14 protein-coding genes are annotated in these 18,256 nt (G+C 35.5%); 6 read left to right on the plus strand and 8 right to left on the minus strand.

Annotated features, from left to right (window positions below; all coding sequences use genetic code 11):
- The first annotated feature begins 24 nt into the window (after positions 1 to 24).
- From BC781_RS05890 to BC781_RS05900, 3 genes are all read left to right on the plus strand, one after another.
- A complete protein-coding gene (locus BC781_RS05890) occupies positions 25 to 1,305 on the plus strand; it encodes a DUF1214 domain-containing protein (protein ID WP_109616285.1) in 1,281 nt (426 codons plus the stop codon).
- A 345-nt stretch (positions 1,306 to 1,650) separates the two neighbouring features.
- The gene (locus BC781_RS05895; protein ID WP_109616286.1) at positions 1,651 to 2,253 is read left to right on the plus strand and encodes a Crp/Fnr family transcriptional regulator; all 603 of its coding nucleotides are present in this window, start codon (positions 1,651 to 1,653) and stop codon (positions 2,251 to 2,253) included.
- 216 nt (positions 2,254 to 2,469) lie between these two features.
- Positions 2,470 to 2,949, plus strand: coding sequence for a hypothetical protein (locus BC781_RS05900; RefSeq protein ID WP_109616287.1), 480 nt, complete (start codon positions 2,470 to 2,472; stop codon positions 2,947 to 2,949).
- A gap of 55 nt (positions 2,950 to 3,004) precedes the next feature.
- Here the strand turns inward: BC781_RS05900 and BC781_RS05905 are convergent, their stop codons facing one another.
- From BC781_RS05905 to trhA, 4 genes are all read right to left on the minus strand, one after another.
- Positions 3,005 to 3,634, minus strand: coding sequence for a hypothetical protein (locus tag BC781_RS05905; RefSeq protein WP_109616288.1), 630 nt, complete (start codon positions 3,632 to 3,634; stop codon positions 3,005 to 3,007).
- Positions 3,635 to 3,821: 187 nt separating this feature from the next.
- Entirely contained in the window at positions 3,822 to 4,757 is a 936-nt protein-coding gene (locus tag BC781_RS05910; RefSeq protein ID WP_158281407.1) for an MlaD family protein, read from the minus strand.
- Between the two features lie 173 nt (positions 4,758 to 4,930).
- Positions 4,931 to 5,701, minus strand: a complete 771-nt coding sequence (locus BC781_RS05915) for an N-acetylmuramoyl-L-alanine amidase family protein (RefSeq protein WP_158281408.1) — start codon at positions 5,699 to 5,701, stop codon at positions 4,931 to 4,933.
- A 111-nt stretch (positions 5,702 to 5,812) separates the two neighbouring features.
- A complete protein-coding gene (gene trhA / locus BC781_RS05920; protein ID WP_109616291.1) occupies positions 5,813 to 6,511 on the minus strand; it encodes a PAQR family membrane homeostasis protein TrhA in 699 nt (232 codons plus the stop codon).
- A gap of 361 nt (positions 6,512 to 6,872) precedes the next feature.
- Here trhA and BC781_RS05925 point away from each other — a divergent pair, with 361 nt between their 5' ends.
- The gene (locus BC781_RS05925) at positions 6,873 to 7,994 is read left to right on the plus strand and encodes an AI-2E family transporter (protein WP_109616292.1); all 1,122 of its coding nucleotides are present in this window, start codon (positions 6,873 to 6,875) and stop codon (positions 7,992 to 7,994) included.
- Positions 7,995 to 8,000: 6 nt separating this feature from the next.
- Here the strand turns inward: BC781_RS05925 and BC781_RS05930 are convergent, their stop codons facing one another.
- Positions 8,001 to 9,539, minus strand: a complete 1,539-nt coding sequence (locus tag BC781_RS05930; protein ID WP_109616293.1) for a glycoside hydrolase family 10 protein — start codon at positions 9,537 to 9,539, stop codon at positions 8,001 to 8,003.
- 203 nt (positions 9,540 to 9,742) lie between these two features.
- Here BC781_RS05930 and BC781_RS05935 point away from each other — a divergent pair, with 203 nt between their 5' ends.
- Positions 9,743 to 10,384: a hypothetical protein gene (locus BC781_RS05935; protein ID WP_146201631.1), complete on the plus strand. Its 642-nt coding sequence runs from the start codon at positions 9,743 to 9,745 to the stop codon at positions 10,382 to 10,384.
- Positions 10,385 to 10,527: 143 nt separating this feature from the next.
- On the opposite strand, the gene BC781_RS05940 is transcribed toward BC781_RS05935, so the two are convergent.
- The 3 genes from BC781_RS05940 to BC781_RS05950 are packed head-to-tail and all read right to left on the minus strand — an operon-like array spanning position 10,528 to position 16,342.
- Entirely contained in the window at positions 10,528 to 11,985 is a 1,458-nt protein-coding gene (locus BC781_RS05940; RefSeq protein WP_158281409.1) for an efflux transporter outer membrane subunit, read from the minus strand.
- Positions 11,975 to 15,157: an efflux RND transporter permease subunit gene (locus tag BC781_RS05945; RefSeq protein WP_109616296.1), complete on the minus strand. Its 3,183-nt coding sequence runs from the start codon at positions 15,155 to 15,157 to the stop codon at positions 11,975 to 11,977. The genes BC781_RS05940 and BC781_RS05945 overlap by 11 nt, the downstream gene beginning before the upstream one ends.
- Positions 15,158 to 15,163: 6 nt before the next feature.
- Positions 15,164 to 16,342 carry an efflux RND transporter periplasmic adaptor subunit gene (locus BC781_RS05950; protein ID WP_109616297.1) on the minus strand — a complete coding sequence of 393 codons (1,179 nt, stop codon included), beginning with the start codon at positions 16,340 to 16,342 and terminating at the stop codon, positions 15,164 to 15,166.
- 373 nt (positions 16,343 to 16,715) lie between these two features.
- On the opposite strand from BC781_RS05950, the gene BC781_RS05955 reads away from it, so the two are divergent.
- Positions 16,716 to 18,062: a serine hydrolase domain-containing protein gene (locus BC781_RS05955; protein WP_109616298.1), complete on the plus strand. Its 1,347-nt coding sequence runs from the start codon at positions 16,716 to 16,718 to the stop codon at positions 18,060 to 18,062.
- Positions 18,063 to 18,256: the final 194 nt, after the last annotated feature.

Consider the following 18,256-nt stretch of genomic DNA (forward strand, 5'->3'; position numbering starts at 1 on the left):
ACTTATAAACTATAACTAAGAAAAATGAAACTAAGACCAATTGTACTGATACTATTTGTGCTTTCTGTAGCTTGTAAAAGCCAGAAAAAAAATACAAATGAACAGCAAGTGCTAGAGCAAGCTTGGAATACCTTTTATCAGACAATAAGTGAGATCGAAGATAAATATTTAGCTACAAAGGTTTATGAAATGGACTCTGTCCATAAAGCAGGGGCTTACGAATTACTTCAAACTCAAATTGCAGCACAATTATCAGGAGCCGTTTCGGGAGGTGATGGTTCATATCCACATTTTAGAAATCTTTTAGATCCAGGAAAAAGAATTGGAATAGACAACCCTGATACATATTACAGAGCTGCTAATATTTCTAATTTTGATGGTAAAACTGTATATCGGATATACGGAAACAGAGGTAATACTGCGGACTTTTTATTAGAAATTTTCTTTCCCGAAAACCCTAAAGGAGCTATTTCTGTAATGGATGATGAAGAAATTACTTTTGATGAAAATGGTAATTTCGAGGTATATATAAGTGCAAATAAAACAGGTGAAAACTGGATCGAATTCCCAAAATCAGATAAAGTATATATGATTATTTCCCGACATAGCCATGCTAATTGGGAAAAGGAACTATCAGGAAATATTTATATTGAAAGATTAGGAACAGAAGGTAAACCATCAAAGAATTCAAGCCCTACAGTTCTTGCGAAAAGAATAACAGCTGCCGCTAACATTTTAAAGTATCAAGGAGAGTTTTGGCCAAGTTTTCAGCGTAAAATTAAATTGATAGGAAAAAATAAAGCAATAGCTTTTAAACCAACTGGTGAGATTGGTATTCTGACACAATACAATTCTGTTGGTAGCTTTGAATTGGAAAATAATGATGCATTGGTCATAAAAATCCCTGAAATAGATGCCGAATATTGCGGCTTTCAATTAACAGATTTTTGGGCTGCTTCACCTGATTGGCCTAACAGACAATGTAGCCTTTCTTGGGGCAGAAATGGAAAAGCACAAGCCTATAAAAGTAAAGACGGTTACTATTATTTTGTAATCTCAAAAGAAGATCCTCAAATACAAAATTGGTTAGACCCTTGTGGTATGACTGCTGGAGTTTTTGTAATACGTCTGCAAAGTGTAAAACAAAAAGACGTAAAGAAAATAAAGCCTGAAACAACCCTCGTTAAACTAAGCGAATTAGACACTGTACTCCCAAGAGATATTCCTAGTTTTAATGCCGAACAACGAAAGAAACAGATTTCTATAAGACAAGAACATGTCAAAAGAAGATATCAAACATGGTAAAATAATGAAAGGCTGCTCGGAAATCCAAGGCAGCCTTTTCAAAACTGTGTATGAGAAAAACAAGGTTTTGTTCTTCGGTTGTTAAGCGGAATTTGTTTCAAAACAGATATATTTATATTTGTTTACACATTAATATGAGAATATTTTTTCACAATCACATCATATGAGCGGAATTATTTTATCTTTTATTCTATATAAATAACCTCATGAATAACATTATTAGCCGAAGGTTTCATTTTAATCACTTCAAATTCTATTCTAAATCAACTTTATTTTATCTTTGAAAATTGCAAAGTCATTTTTCTCTTAGGTAGAGAAGATATTTTTATCAATTAAGGTATCACAATGCGCGAGAAAGTTTTAGAGAATTTCAAAGCCCACTTGTTGGAGTACTCACCAAGTATTGAGGAGATATGGGATGAGATTGCCTCGTTGGTCGAGGTTAATGTTTATCCTGCGCATGAGATACTTTTAGCGCAAGATGAAGTCTGTCGTCATTTATATTATGTATATGAAGGACTCATTCGTGTTTACTTATATGCCAAAGATAAAGATATAACTCTCTCTCTTATGCGTGAAAATATCTTCACCTCTGAATATGATAGTTTTGACTCAGAACAACCTAATGAGTTAATTTTCGAAACACTCGAAAAAACAACAGTTGTTTCAATGACGAAAGAGGTTTATCTACACCTGTTAGATAAACATCAAGGATTTGGCTCTGTGATGGGACGTTTCTATAAACAGCGCATGAGAGAACAATTTCACTTCAAGAATACATTCTTAACACTCACACCTTATGAAAGGTATGAGTATCTGATGGAAAAGACGCCCGAATTATTTCAGCGTGTGCCTCAACAGTATTTAGCCTCATATATAGGAATGACTCCTGTCTCATTCAGTCGTATCAAAAAGAGATATGCGGAAAATAACCGTTCTCAATCTTAGCTTTCAAGTACTACTCTACTATTAAATCGAAAGAAAGTATAGGTAAAAAACCTATAGATAGCCACTTATATTGTCATCAAAAAAGGATGAAATTGTAACTCTTCAATAAGATCAACTTAAAAAGGAGAAAGTTTGTGTACAAGGGCGTTTGTTGATTTGAAAGATATGACACCATGTCTTTTATTTTCAAAAAACTAATAATCAAACTTTCATCTTATGAAAAAGTTATTTGTAATTATTGGAACACTACTATTTGCTTTAGCTTTCACACTAACAGCTCAAGCACAAACTCGAGGAGCCTACCTTACAACTTCAGCAACTGCTGAACTTGACCAAAGAATTAAAGAAATGGGCGAATGGTGCGACAAAAACTTGGAGCTATCACAAGACCAAAGAACAAAAATCCAACAAGCAAACAAGCAGTTGGTTACTGAAATCAACACGCTGAATGAAAGCGAAATGGATTCAAAAGAAAAGTCAAAGAAGATTAAAGATTTGGCTGAGAAGCGTAAGGCTGATATGGAAGTCATCTTAGATGAAAATCAGCTAGAAAAAGTAACAGATTGGTCAAAAGAACAGAAAAAAGAAATTGACAACCCTGACGATAAAGTTCAAATGCCTAAAGTATCAAAAACATTGATTGACGACTACGGTAAAATCACACACGATGCCGTCAACTTACTTTTAGGACTATAATTCAAAAAGTCATAAAAAGAGAAAGGGAAGTAGTTTTAAACTACTTCCCTTTTTTCTATGCTTGGTATACAATCTCTTCTTTTATGATAAACGTTTCACAGAATTCTTGGAATAATGGAATGTTATCAAGCTCGAGGTAATTACCAATTGCTATAATTTTTTCATGCTCAACCTTATTAATTGTTCTTTGATTGAGTAGATCATCTTCTTCATCAAGGAAAAGGAATGACAAGAATTTCACAAAAATGTATGGTGCATTTAGGATATCTATAGTGAAATCACCTGTAAGTGATGCAGGATTTTTCAAAGAGTCCAAAATCACATCATTCTTCTTAAGTGATGAGTGCATTGTTAACTTCAATACCTCATAAAAACGGTTTTCCCATACATTGAAGCGTCTTACCAAAAACTGCAATGCAGGAGTTAATGGGTCATGTTTCTGGAAGAAGCTTTTACGTGAAAGTTTTCTCATTTTTTTATTCAATGAGAGTTCTTCAAAAAGACTAACTGAACCATTGGCTAAAGCAACTCCAACTGAAGGTGCTAACATAATGAGAGCAATAAAGTCATCATCTCCTAAGTGCATAAATGATGATGCTTTCATGAAATCTTTTTTCAATTCCATGGTTGCCTCAAATACTTCATCGTTACGAACAAGATTTACGAGCTCACTACCTGTGATCATAATTTGCTGTTTATTAGTGATTAAGAAGAAAACGCGGGGCTGACAAATCGTCAATATAAAAATTCATTGAGTCAGATGAGAAATAAGGCCTGAGTTTCTTCGGTTAAATAGGTCTAGCAAAAATAAAAAAGGTTAGGAGTATATTCCTAACCTCTTAATGAACGAAATTATTAAATAATTGTTCTATTTATTCTTTGTCTTTTTTCTTTTTTTTCTTCTTCTGTTTATTCTTTTCAAATACAGAGAAGTGTACATATCTGGCAGGATTTGCCTTCAAATCAACAAATAAGCTATCCAAATCTTGAAGCGTTTGAACCATTTCTGTGTGTAATTCATCAGACTTTACGAGCTGTCCAATACTACCTTCACCATTGTTGATTCCTTCCAAGATTTCTTTCATCTCAATCACAGATTTATTGGCAGCCAATAAAGTAGATTTAAGATTCGCGTCATTCAAAGAATCGGCTATCACACTCATTTTAACCAGTAATTGATCTAAGTTTTCTTGAGTTTTTGTCAAGTTCCCTGACATATTCTTCACGTTGATCATCGTCTCTCTGATATGAACACGATTTTCCTTGACCAACTCCTCTGTTTGAACAATTGTGTTTTTCACATGAGGCATTGTCGAATTAAGAATCGAAATCATGATCTGTAAAGAATCAATTACAGAAGCCGCTTTAGAAATTGCAGGCTCAGCTTTAAGTTGTAAATCTTCAACCAAACCAGGTTTGATTGTCCCAATAAATTGTGCTCCCATATCCACAACAGGAGAACCATCATTAGGAATGTGAAGCTCAATTGCCTTACCTCCAAGTACATCTTGATCAATGAGAACGACAGATGTATTCTTGTTTAGCTTGACCTCATCTTTGATTTCCATGATGACTTCAAGCTTATTGCCTTGGTCTTGTAATAAATTAATCTCAAAGACTTTCCCTACAGGATATCCATTGATTACTACAGGGTTTGAAGATTGTAAACCTGTTACCCTATCAAAAATCACACTATAAGTCTGTTTAGTTGATAATGGATTAATCCCTTTTAGATAGTTAAAACCAAAATAAAGAATTAGCCCTGAAATCAATGTAAATAAACCGACTTTAACCTCTTTCGTAAGCACGGAATAATATATTTTAATTTGCAAAAAAAATCTGCCTATTCTAGAACGCAACATTAGATAAAATTGAGTTGCTAAAATTCGACCAAAGATAGAAATTTTGTTTTTTGAATTCGTTTGTAATGTTCTGTAAACAAAACATGTGTGTGTATTTTAACTTTTTCTAGCATTTTTGATTAACCTTCATGCATTTCTTTATGCGCCTTATATCGTATAATGGCATAACATAATGAAGTAGCAAGCTGTATTCGCCCTTTTTCAGACATGAGCTTTTGTTCGTCAATTGTATTGCTTAGAAAACCAAGTTCTACTAACACACTCGGTACAGTAGTTTGTGCAAGCACTAAAAAATGCGCCTGTTTCACTCCTCTGTTATATTTACCGTCATAGTATCCCAATTCTTCTTGAATGAGCCTTGCTGCATTCATACTTTCTTCCAAATGCACCGAAAAATAGTTTGCCATCATTATCTGTGCTTCGGGTGAAGATGATTGCCACTTTTCATAGGTTTCTTCATAATTAGATTCTTGCTCAATAACTGAATTTTCCAATTCAGCTATATAATCTTCATAAATATCACCTCTGAGACCAAGTACAAATGTTTCACTGCCTCTGGCAGTTCTACTTCCTTTTGGTGCAGAATTACAATGAATCGACATGAAAAGATCAGCGTTCTCCTCATTGGCTATCTTCGCTCTTTCTCTTAGGGGTACAAACGTATCATCTTTTCTTGTATGTATGATTTTAGCTGAAGGCAAAAAAACCTTTAGCAACGAATCTAACTTTAATGATACATCTAATACAACTTCCTTCTCAATCCCTTCTTTACCATGTGCTCCGGGATCTTTACCTCCGTGCCCTGCATCAAGGACAATGACAAATGAAGAAGCCTCTTGGGCAAAAACCTGATTGAAAAAGAGCAGTTTGAGAGTCGTCAAACCTATCATACAAAAAAATCTAAGATGTCTAACGGTTAGCATACCTTCTAAGAACGGAAAAAAGCCTTGAGTGTTTTATAATTCCATGTAAACTAAATATTATGTCTACACTTTGAGTACTTATCTTAAGAGTACATAAGCATAGACACTGTAGAAAATAGCAAAATTTCCTCCGATTACAAAGATGTGCCATATGGCATGATTATAAGGTAACTTGCGCCAAACATAAAAAACTACACCGATACTATATAAAGCACCACCTATGAGCAACCAATCGAAACCTTCTCCTAGATGGTTTGATAATTCTTCATATTTGAGAGCTCCTAACCATCCTAAAAATAGATACAGCATCAAAGAAAACCGTTTGTAACGATTAAGCAGAAATACTTTATAAAGAATTCCCCCAAGTGCAAAAGCCCATACAAAGGTCAGTAAATACAAGCCTTCCGATTTCTCAAGCGTAATCAATGTATAAGGAGTATACGTACCTGCGATCAATACAAAAATGGCTGCATGGTCTAGAAGAAGAAAAATATATGTCAGTTTATGATTATAAAAAATATGAAGAAGGGTAGAAAATGTATAAACCAAAATCATACTCAGACCAAATACCCACACACTAATTAGTTTCTTCGTATTTTGATCTTCCACTACATAAAGCATCTCTACCAAAGCCCAAATACTAAGTACAATTGCAATTCCATGAGTTATTGCACTAGCAAGCTCTTCTTTCGGTGAATCTTGGTAAATTTCGCTTACTTTTCTTTGTGCATTCTGAATTACATGTTTGGCTTTCTTGTCGAGTCTTTGCTGTTGCATACGTATTGGATTTTGTCTTGATTTACCAGTTCACCTGTTGAAAAAATTACAGATATTCTGATATTTCATAAAGAATCTTACTCATTAACAAGGAAGACTCTTCTCAAATTCCAATTTGAAGTTAGTCTATGACTAGACATTAAAATAGTTCAATAAAATAACGATTTTTAAATCTGATTTCTTTGATACTTCACATTAGCTAAATGATAAAACAAATCTAGATAAATGTCTATAACGGGAATTTTATAGCGAATAAACTTGATGATTTAGATTTTTAAAATCCAATTCTTTAAAACCAAGTTTTGGTACAACTACATAAACTCTTTTCTTTGTGGAATAGCGACAGTTCTAATACATACAAATGAAACAGGTAACAAGTAATAAACTTTTTGGGATCAATAAGCAACTTCTCATCCTTACGGTTGTGGCTGCTATGCTTTGGGGAATTGTATATGTTTTCTCAGATATTATTACTTATCTCGTCATTTCATATGTACTCACTACTATTCTCAGACCTGTCGTCACCTACCTACAAAGCTTTCAAGTACTTTCGGTAAGGATTCCTAAATCATTGGCTATACTCCTTGCATTTACTTTACTTATCGGTTTTGTAGCACTGTTTATTGATCTTTTTGTACCCCTAGTTTCTGAACAGATAAAAGTTATTTCAAATCTGAATTACACATCTTTTATTGGGAAGATTAATAAACCCATTGACTTCGTTGAAGAATTCCTTATTTCAAATGGTGTTTTAGATCAAGAAAAAGGATTTATCTGGAAAAATATACAGGCTAAATTTACGGAGTGGTTTGATCAAGGAGAGATTACGACTTACCTAAATAATATCTTTTCATTTACAGGAAGTCTATTTGTCGGACTAATGGCTGTTCTGTTTATTACCTTTTTCTTTTTGTATGATAATTTGATCTTCAAATCTTATCTAATTTCTCAAATCCCAAATCGATATTTTGAGGTTTCTATTGTCGCCATCAGTAAAACAGAACATTTACTCTCCAACTACATGTTAGGGCTATTTACCCAAATGATCATCATATTTTCTATGATTTCTATAGGAATGATCATTGTTGGTGTAGACTACGCCGTAATTATCGCTGTATTTACTGCCCTTGCAAACTTAATTCCTTATTTAGGTCCAATATTGGGGGCTGCATTTGGTCTTTTTGTAGGTATCTCAACAACTACTTTAGTTGGTTCTGAAAACTACCTTTTCCTTAGTTTTGAAATTCTTTCAGTTTTCGGAATCGTACAAGTCACCGACAATATTTTTATTCAACCACTTATTTTTTCTAGGAGTGTAAAAACTCACCCTCTTGTAATATTCTTAGCCGTATTTATCGGGGCCGAACTTGGAGGAGTAGTCGGAATGATTATCGCAATTCCTTTCTTCACAATTCTGAGTGTGATTTTAGGAGAATTCATTCGTGGATATAAAGAATATCAGATATTCAGAATCAATACTTAAAAACAACTACTTAGCTACTTGTTCAGTAATAACCTTGACTTCTTTACTCTCATTTTGGTGCCGATCTAAACTTGTAATCTTATAGTTATACTGATCGATTGAAGTTGCATCCACATCTAAAAATTGAGTTTCGGATGCTGGAATAATTCTCAAAATATCTGCAGGGTTCTTCACATTAGGCTCTTTATCATTATTGGTACAGTAGATCACATACCAATAAGGTTCTTCTCCATCTTTAGCCTTTTGTGGTTTTTGCCAAGAAAGAGTAACACCTCTTGGAGACATACTCACTACAGCATTTGATGGTTCCAAGGGCGCGACACTATCAATCCAAGACATTGTTGGCAACAAAGCAGGATGATAAAAATAGTTTTGACGTAATGTATCTACAATATGCCCTTTGTTACGAATTAAAGAAGTGGAATTGTATAAAATCGTCCCTTCTACCCTTTCTCTCCTATTGTGTAAAATCTGATCTGATAACTCATAATTATCCTTCCACCCTGCCTCTAAACTATTGTGCAAACGGTAAGCCGCTTGACCAACATAAAGATGACAACCTAACTCTTTTGCATTTTCAGCCCACCAAGTCACCAATGGTTTGTACGGGATTTTATCATGTTGTGTACTTTGGTAAACTTGAGGTGCAATATAGTCTACCCATCCATTTTCCATCCAATGTCTGACATCCGCATACAGATGATCATAGTTTGTATAACCTGAAAGCGTCGGTGACCCGTATGGACTTTCTCTTTTATTCCTCCAAACTCCGAAAGGGCTTACTCCAAACTTTATTTTTGAGTTATAATTTTTAATAGTCTTATGAGTCATATAAATCAAATCATTAATATTCTCACGACGCCAATCGGCTAAGCCTTGCCCCTTTTCCCTATATTTATAATACGCTGAACGATCTTTCAACACTTTTCCATATTCAGGGTATGGATAGAAATAGTCATCAAAATGCACCCCATCTAAATCATAATTCTTGATTAGATCTAAAATAATATCGCAGACATAAGCCCTTACTTCTGGAATTCCAGGGTTAAATAACTTTAGAGTTCCATAATCTAGAAACCAAGAAGGGTTTGAATAAATAGGATGATCTGAACTAACCCTAACCTTTTCTGTATTTGTTACAGCCCTAAATGGATTAATCCAAGCATGAAATTCCATTCCCCTTCGGTGAGCCTCTTCAATCATAAAAGATAATGGATCGTAATAAGGATTTGGAGGCTGTCCTTGTGTACCAGTAAAACAAGAAGACCAAGGCTCAAAGCGACTATTATAAATTGCATCTCCAGCAGCTCTTACTTGTACAAAAACAGCATTTAATCCATCTTCAAGATGATGGTCTAAAACTTCTATAAACTCTTGTTTTTGCTCATCTGATGAAAGTCCAGGCTTAGAGGGCCAATCAATATTATTTACTGTAGCAATCCAAACGCCTCTGAATTCTCGTTTAATACCCGATTGTGCAAAACTTGATAAATGTTGAAAAATTAAAAGCCCCAATAAGAGCTTTATAGAAATGAGCAATCTCATAATTCCGTCTACCTGTTTTAGTCTTTCTGCTACTAGTAAGTCTCTCCTTTTTGTGAGTTTGTGACTTCGCAAAGTAAAGAATTAAAACAAAATATTAGCCTCCTAACTAAGATTTCCGATATTCTTTTAGAAGGAATATTATCGTAATTGATGGTATTATTTTAATTTTATGCGATCATTAGTTCTGATAGCAATACCGATATATGAAAAATATAAACTTGAAGCATTCATTTACTCTTTTCTTAGGCCTATTGTTAATGCCTATCTTTTATAGTTGCTTCCCTGAAGATCTTAATAACCTTCAAATTTTAGAAGAGCGTTTAGATGCAGGTACATTATTAAATGTTGAGAACGTTGACAACAACTTCTTAGATTCATTGTATAGCACACCTCCATCTGACTCTGTTTTATTGACGATTAATATCACATTAGATAGTCAACTAGAACTTGAGCGTTCTATCATCAGAACCGTCACATCTGACTGTTTATTTGTCCAGTTTGACGCTATAGATATCAATAACGTAAAAAGAGATTGTACCCTCGCAAATATCGATACAGCATTAGTTTATATTGGAAGCTTCAGTACTGATAGAGAAGTACTTGTTGGAATGAACCCGATCAGTAGCAAGATTATTAAAGTTGGTAAAAAGTTTGAGTTTCCAGTTGTAAATCCAGATCCAGTTTCTCTAAAAGAAATCATATTAAATAGTGAAGCAAGACAAGATAGTGTAGATATAAGTGACGATATCTTCTTCAGAACAGAACTTCGTTTTAAGGATCGAGTTTTTGTAAGTTATAATCCAATTATCGAATACTACGTCAACTTAGAAAGGAACTCGAAGTAAGTCGCTACACAACTACTTCACTACGTAAAACACTTTTAATACACAGCTATTAAAAGTGTTTTTTTATTTATAAATACAGAGGAAAAGAGCTTACCCCATAAAAGGTAAGCTCAGACATAAACACAAAAAAATCCCTTTAACATTTACTCTTTAGTATTTTCTTGAGCGGCTTGTTCTGCTTCAGATTTTTCTTCTGGGCTTATCCAACCTCCACCTAAAGCCTTGTAAAGCAATACATAATTAGAAAGTAATTGTTGCTTTGTTTGAGCGAGGCTTAGGCTAGCATCAAAAGCTTGTCTTTGCGACTCCAAAAACTCCAAATAACTAGTCACACCTTTATCGTATCTGAATCTTGATAACATTTCAGCATTACTTGCTGCCCTAACATGATCTTCCCTAGCCCTAACCTCATCTTTCAAGGTTTCTATTCCGATAAGGGCATCTTCTACTTCTTGAAAAGCCACAAGTACATTTTGTTCATAATTCAGAATTGTTTCTTGTAATCGATATTCCTCAATCCTTACTTGGTCTTTTAATTGCCCCCACTGAAAAATTGGACCGGTAAAATCACCTAGTATATTCCAAGCGGGCCAAGAGTCTGTTATAGACGACAGCTCTGTACTCGCTAATCCTAAAAGTCCAGTTAGACTAATTGCAGGAATTCTATTTGCCTTAGCTACTCCGATCTGATAGTTTTGAGCTACAATTTGTTGCTCTGCTTGTAATATATCAGGACGTTGGCTCAGAAGTTCTGATGGAAGACCTTCTGGGATGTCGATCATGACTTCTTGTTCATAAAGCTCAAACTCAGGTAAAAATCCTCTCGGGTTTTCCCCAATCAAAATACTCAAAGCATTCTCCTGCTGATACATCTGTCTTTTGTATAGAGGCACGGCCCCTGCCGCAATCGCTTTCTGAATTTGAGATTGATTAAGATCTATTTCTGCTACAATTCCTTTATCAAATCTTTGTTGAATAAGGTTTGTCGAACTATCTCTAGAACTAAGAGTACTTTCTGAAATACGAAGTAATTCTCTCAATTCAAGAAGTTTAAAATAACTAGTAGCTACATCTGATATCAACGAGATTTGAATAGCTCTCTTAGCATATTCGGAACCTAATAAGTTTGCTTTTGCAGCTCTATTTAAACTTCTGAACTTTCCCCATATATCCAATTCCCAACTTGTACTCACAAAACCTGTATACAAGTTAAAAGCATCATCTCCGGGAAGTCCTTGAACAAAATTCCCTCGTCCTGCCTGTAACTGAGTTCCAAACTTTGGACGTAAGTCTTTTTTTGTAATCGACTGTTGTTTTCTAGCTTGCTCAATTCGTTGGCTCGCAATCAACACATTTCTATTATTCCGAAGTGCAGTTACAATTAGCGTATCGAGATATGAATCGTTAAAGATTTCCCACCAACTCAATAATTGATATTCCTCTTCTTCCTCTGTCTTCAATCGTTCTTTTTCAACTTCTTGAATATCCGAAAAGCGATAAGCATCTGGAGTGAGAACAGGTGTTCCGTTGTACGGTTTACTAAACATACAAGCAGATAAGATGCTCAATATCGATATGTAAAGTATTGATCTAATCTTCATCTGGGTCTGTTTGAGTGGAATTATTTTTAGCTGTAGCCTTTTCCCTTTTTTGTTCATACTTTCCAAGTTTCCCAATTAGGATAAAAAGCATCGGATAAAAGAAAACCCCTAAAAGGGTAGCTAGCCCCATACCTCCAAGCAGTGTCATTCCCATAACCTTCCTAGCTTCTGCTCCTGAACCTGACGCAAAAATTAGCGGAAGGATACCAAGAATAAAAGAGAATGCTGTCATCAAAATTGGACGAAAACGAAGCTTTGCTGCATCTATTGCTGATTCATAAAGTTTTAGACCTTCATCAAACTTAAGCTTTGCAAATTCTACAATAAGGATTGCATTTTTGGCAGCCATCGCAATGAGCATTACAAAAGAAATTTGAGCGAAAATATTATTCTCATAACTCGGGGAGAACAAGCGAGCCAACCATAGAGCTGCCAATGCACCAAAGATGGCAAATGGAGTTCCAAGCAAAATACTCATTGGTAGCGACCAACTTTCATATTGTGCAGCCAGGATAAGGTATACGAAAATCAGTGAAAAGATAAACACCGAGTAAACTGAACCTGATGCTTTCTTTTCTTGGTAAGACATCGCATTCCAAGCATAACTCATATTGGATGGCAATACTTCTGCAGCAACTTCCTCAAGTGCATCTAGTGCTTGGTCAGAAGAATAACCCGGAGCTGGACTTCCTGTCACCTCTACCGAACGCAAGAGGTTAAATCTATTTATAAATTCAGGGCCATTAATTTCTTTGACTTGTACAAGGGTACTCAGCGGTACAGAGTTACCATCTTTATTTTTCAGATAGAATAAATCTAAACCAGACTCATCTTGCCTATACTCTGGTTCTGCTTGTATATATGCCCTATACAAACGTCCAAAACGGTTGAAGTCATTTATATATGCCCCTCCTAAGAATGCCGCAAATGTTGTATAAACATCTTGTAGTTGAACACCAGCCTTTAAGACTTTATCCGTATTTATTTCAATATACCTTTGTGGAACATTTGCTTGGAAAGTGGTGAAAGCTTGACCTATTTCAGGCCGTGCATTTGCAGCTTGAATAAACTTCATCGCGTTTAATGCCAAGTATTCTGGGTCTTCACCGGATCGATCTTGAATCATAATACTGAAACCTGATCCATTACCCAATCCAGGAATTGCAGGTGGTCCAAAGGCAAAAGCTTGTGCTTCTATGATATGTTGAAAAAGAAGCATATTGACTTTTTGAACCACTTGTTTTGCAGTCAATTCCCGTTTATCCCAATCTTTCAGACTGATAAACATGAAACCTGCATTTGAGGACATACTACCCGAAATCATACTGAATCCGGATACAGCTGTGACCATTTCAATTTCTTCAATGTCTTCTAAAATCTTCTCAATCTTTTTATTGACTTCATCTGTCCGTTGGAGTGAAGCCGCATTTGGAAGCTGAACATTGACAAAGAAGTAACTCATATCTTCTTCAGGAATAAATCCTCCAGGAACAAATTTCCCTACAAGTCCTATCCCTAAAGAAACAACTACAATGAAGACGACTCCTCTTGCTATTTTTCGACAGACAATTTTGGTAAGCCCAGTATAAGAGCCTGTCACTTTATCAAAAGCTTTATTAAATACATTGAAAAAAGCGCCTAATGGTCCTCCTATCTTTTCGGGCTTTTTCATCAGTATCGAACAAAGAGCAGGCGAAAGACTTAATGCGTTTACAGAAGAAAAACACACCGAAACGGCTACCGTAATCGCAAACTGCTGATAAAGACGACCTGTTATACCGACCATTGCAGCAACAGGAATAAATACAGCAACAAGTACCAAAGTTGTTGCAATGACTGGAGCGGTTACCTCATTCATTGCATGTGTTGTTGCATCTTTAGCATTCATCCCCTTTTCAATATTTACCTGAACCGCTTCAACTACCACAATGGCATCATCTACTACAATACCAATGGCGAGTACTAATCCTAAAAGCGATAATACATTTACTGTAAAACCAAGTAATGGGAAAAGCATAAATGCCCCGACTAATGATACAGGAATTGCCAATGTTGGAATTAGTGTTGCTCTCCAATCTTGAATAAAGATATACACAACCAAAACCACCAGTAAAAGAGCGATCACAAGTGTTTCTACAATTTCCTTAATACCCGCATTAATCGGTTTAGTAGTATCCAATGAAATAGTATAGTCAACACTAGTAGGAAAACGTCCTTTCAATTCATCCATTGAAGCTCTAAGCTTTTGGGCCAAATCTACCGCATTTGAACCTGGAGCTTGATAAACAGCCAAGATTGCTGAGCTTTTTCCATCAAGTCTACTAAAAGCATTGTAGGTTTCAACACCAAGCTCTATTCGAGCTAAATCTTTCAACTTCACAGTACTTCCATCAGAATTTGTTCTTACGACAATTTCTCCAAACTCTTCAGGTGTTTGAAGTCGATCTGGAAGCCTTACAGTATAGGTATATTCAGTCCCTTTAGGAGCTGGTTCTGCACCAAACTTACCTCCAGGGTTAATCACATTCTGACTTTGGATTGCATTTGTCAACTCAGGAATAGTGATTTTCATTTTGGCTAAGATATCTGGCTTTACCCAAATACGCATTGAATAATCACTGGCTCCTAATACATCTACACGACCAATACCACGAATCCTAGAAAGAACATCCTTGATATTGATCAGCGCATAGTTTCCTAGAAAGTTTTGATCATAGCGACCATCTTCAGAAGTAAGTGCAATCAACATCAAGATATTAGGTAAGGACTTTCGTGTACTTACCCCCAAACGTTTTACTTCTTCTGGTAATTTTGGGGTAGCAGATGATACACGGTTTTGAGCAAATACCGTATTCATATCAGGGTCTGTACCAATCTCAAACGAAACATCTAAAGACATCTGTCCATCATTGGAATTTGTAGATTTCATGTAAATCATGTTATCTACACCATTGATTTCTTGCTCTAAAGGTGCCGCAACAGACTGCTCTACATTGAGGGCATTCGCTCCTGTATAATTTGAGCTTACGCGAACAACAGGAGGTGTTAGTTCGGGATATTGCTCAATAGGAAGACCGCTCAAAGAAACAATACCGACAATGACCGTAATGATGGCTATTACGAGTGCCATAATAGGTCGTTGGACAAAGAAATTATGTTTTTCTATGGACATCGTAACCTATTCTTGTTCTTTATACTGAGATTCAAACTTGACTTTGGTAGGCACAACCTTTCCGCCATCTCTTACTTTTTGCAAACCTTCAATAACTACCAGTTCACCAGTTTTTACACCTTCCTTAATAATAAGGTAGTCATTGTAAACAGCACCTTTCTTTACCTCTCTTTGCTTTGCTACATTATCTTTTCCGACAACGTACACAAAATCTTGCCCTTGCAATTCAGTGATACTTCTCGAAGGCACAACAGTAAACTCTTCGTGGCTATCTACAACCATTCTAACTTTACCAAATTGTCCTGGTCTTAAAATCAACTCTGGGTTAGGAAAAGAAACTTGAATCAAAATAGAACCCGTACTAGGGTCTACCTCTCTATCCATAAAGTCAAACTTTCCTAACTGATCAAATTTAGTCCCATCGGAAAGATATAGTTCAATAATTCCTCTATCGTCATCGGGTGTTTCTTCTCCCGAATGTGGTTTTCGTTTGTAGCGGTCTAAATATTTTCTATACAAACTCAGATACTCATTTTCAGAAATAAAATATTGTACAAGCATCGAATCTGTACGAGATACATTATTTAAGATGACAGGATTGGGGTCACGTCCTACATATTCACCAACTTTTGCTTTTGTCTTACCAATAATTCCTCGAATTGGAGAATAGATTTTGGTATAGCTAAGATCAATTTGTGCCATTCTAACAGAAGCTTCAGCTGCATCTACAGAAGCTAAAGACGCATCATACTCTGCTTGGCGTGCATCCAAATCACTCTGACTGACCGCATTTATTTCAGCCAATGGAATATATCTATCTAAATCGCTTTTTGCCTTTGTAGCTTTTACTTGTAATTGGGCTAGGTTACTTTGTCTTTCTGCCAATGCAGCGACAAAAGGCTGAGGATCTATCGTATATAATAGCTGTCCTTTCTTGACCATTGAACCTTCATTAAAATGTACGCCTTCCAAGTACCCATCTACACGAGCCCTGATCGGAACATCTCGGACACCATAAAGCTGACCTACAAAATCTTTATGCAAAGGAAGGTTCCTTTTTTCAACAGCCACTACTTTCACTACAGCAGGAGGTGGAGCCTGCTGTTCTTGTTTTTTACCACAAGAAAAGAGGAAACTATATATGATAACAAGTACAAAAAATCGGGTTGAGTATTTTTTGTTCATAGCAATATTGTGATTTCAACAATGCTACAATCTATCTCTTTTTAGTGGTTTAGAGCCATGGTTTAAAGCCACTCTAATTATTCAAAACTGAAATCAGGAGTGCCTTTTTTATAAGAAATAAGTTTTTTCAGAAAAAAGGAAACCTATTTATTTGAATGAAAATTTCACAACCTCTTTTTGAGCGCCATTTTCGAATGGAAAGAACTCCTATTTAGATAATTTTGAGAAATCACACATATGTATGTTTTTTATTCTGAACATTACCTTTTAGGCTACTGAAAAATAAATACAACTTGTATTTTTTCAAGAATTGATCTTAAATTGTAAAGATATTATAATACGACACATAGAATTTCAAAACATAACTAAGACTATGAGAAACCGCGGACGTTTAGTACTGATCTTTATAACCTCAGTTCTAGTCATTTTTTGGGTTACCTACATTCAACCTTCTTTAAAAGTAGCTACGGGCTATGCTGCTAAATACATGTGTTCATACACTTTTCTGTCCAATGTTTCAGAAAAAAACATTGATAATGCATTGCAGTTTTTCCCGATGGCTTATGTAGATTTTGACATAGATAAAGAAAACAAAACAGTTAAAACTTCCATTTTTGGTATCGCTAGTCAACAAGCTAATTATTATGAAAATGGCTACAACTGTGGCTGTGTATTAGGAGAACTTGACGTTGAAGACATTACAACTGACAAACAAGATTTAGCATCAAAACTTAAAGCTCAAGATACCCTTGCTTGGCCACAAGGAAACTTAGTCAACATTTCAGACTCAAGCCTATTTGATCATGAAAAACTGAGCACTGATCTGGATAAGATCATGAAAGATAATCCGAACACATTAGCGATTGTAGTTGCACATAAAGAAGAACTTATTGCCGAAAAATATCAGAAAGGGGTTAAAGCTGACTCTAGACTATTGGGTTGGTCTATGACTAAAACAGTTGGTAGTGCGCTCTATGGCACTATGAATGCTCAAGGAGTGCTCAATGCTGATGATCCTTCAGAAATAAAAGAGTGGGAAAATGATGAGCGAATCAATATTTCGATGGGAAATCTGCTTCAAATGAGCAGTGGACTCGATTGGTTGGAAGACTATGATCAACTTTCAAGCGTAACAAGAATGCTTTATCTGGAAGAAGATATGCCTGCTTATGCAGTAAAATCAAAAGCGACAGCAAAACCAAACGAGAAATGGTATTACTCTTCGGGTACATCAAACATCTTGGCAAAAATAATGCGTGAGAAATTGCCTAATTATTCTTCTTACGCCAACTATCCATATGAAAAACTTTTCCATGAAATCGGGATGTATTCTGCCACAATAGAAACGGATAACAAAGGAAATCATGTGCTATCTTCTTATGGTTGGGCTACGGCAAGAGATTGGACTCGTTTTGGTCTTCTTTACCTTTATGAAGGAAATTGGTTTGGTAAACAAGTTTTCACCTCTGATTGGGTAAAATATAGTACAACTGATGTTGAAGACTCAAAAGGAACATATGGTGCTCAAATTTGGCTCAATAAAAAAGGCGATGCGATTAAGAATGTTCCTACAGATGCTTTCTATGAAGATGGTTTTGGAGGTCAACGTATTTTGATCATTCCATCTAAAGAAATGGTAATTACCGTAATGAGTGGAAATCAGAAAGGATTTGACTTTGAAGGCTTGTACGAAAAAATATTTGCAGCTTACAAAGGCTAAGTTCTTAATTCGTTAAATACAGAAAAGAACCTTTTTCTTATTGAGAAAGGTTCTTTTTTTATGATTCAGGAACTTATAAATGCTTAAATAAAGGCAACTTTCAAAACTGGGAAGCTGTATCCCAATTTAAATATGCCTACTTTTGCCCTTCACTTTGAAAAAATTGCACAGCCTCTGTTCTTATAAGGGGAAAT

It is taken from the genome of Sediminitomix flava, assembly GCF_003149185.1.
Classification (GTDB): Bacteria; Bacteroidota; Bacteroidia; order Cytophagales; family Flammeovirgaceae; genus Sediminitomix; species Sediminitomix flava.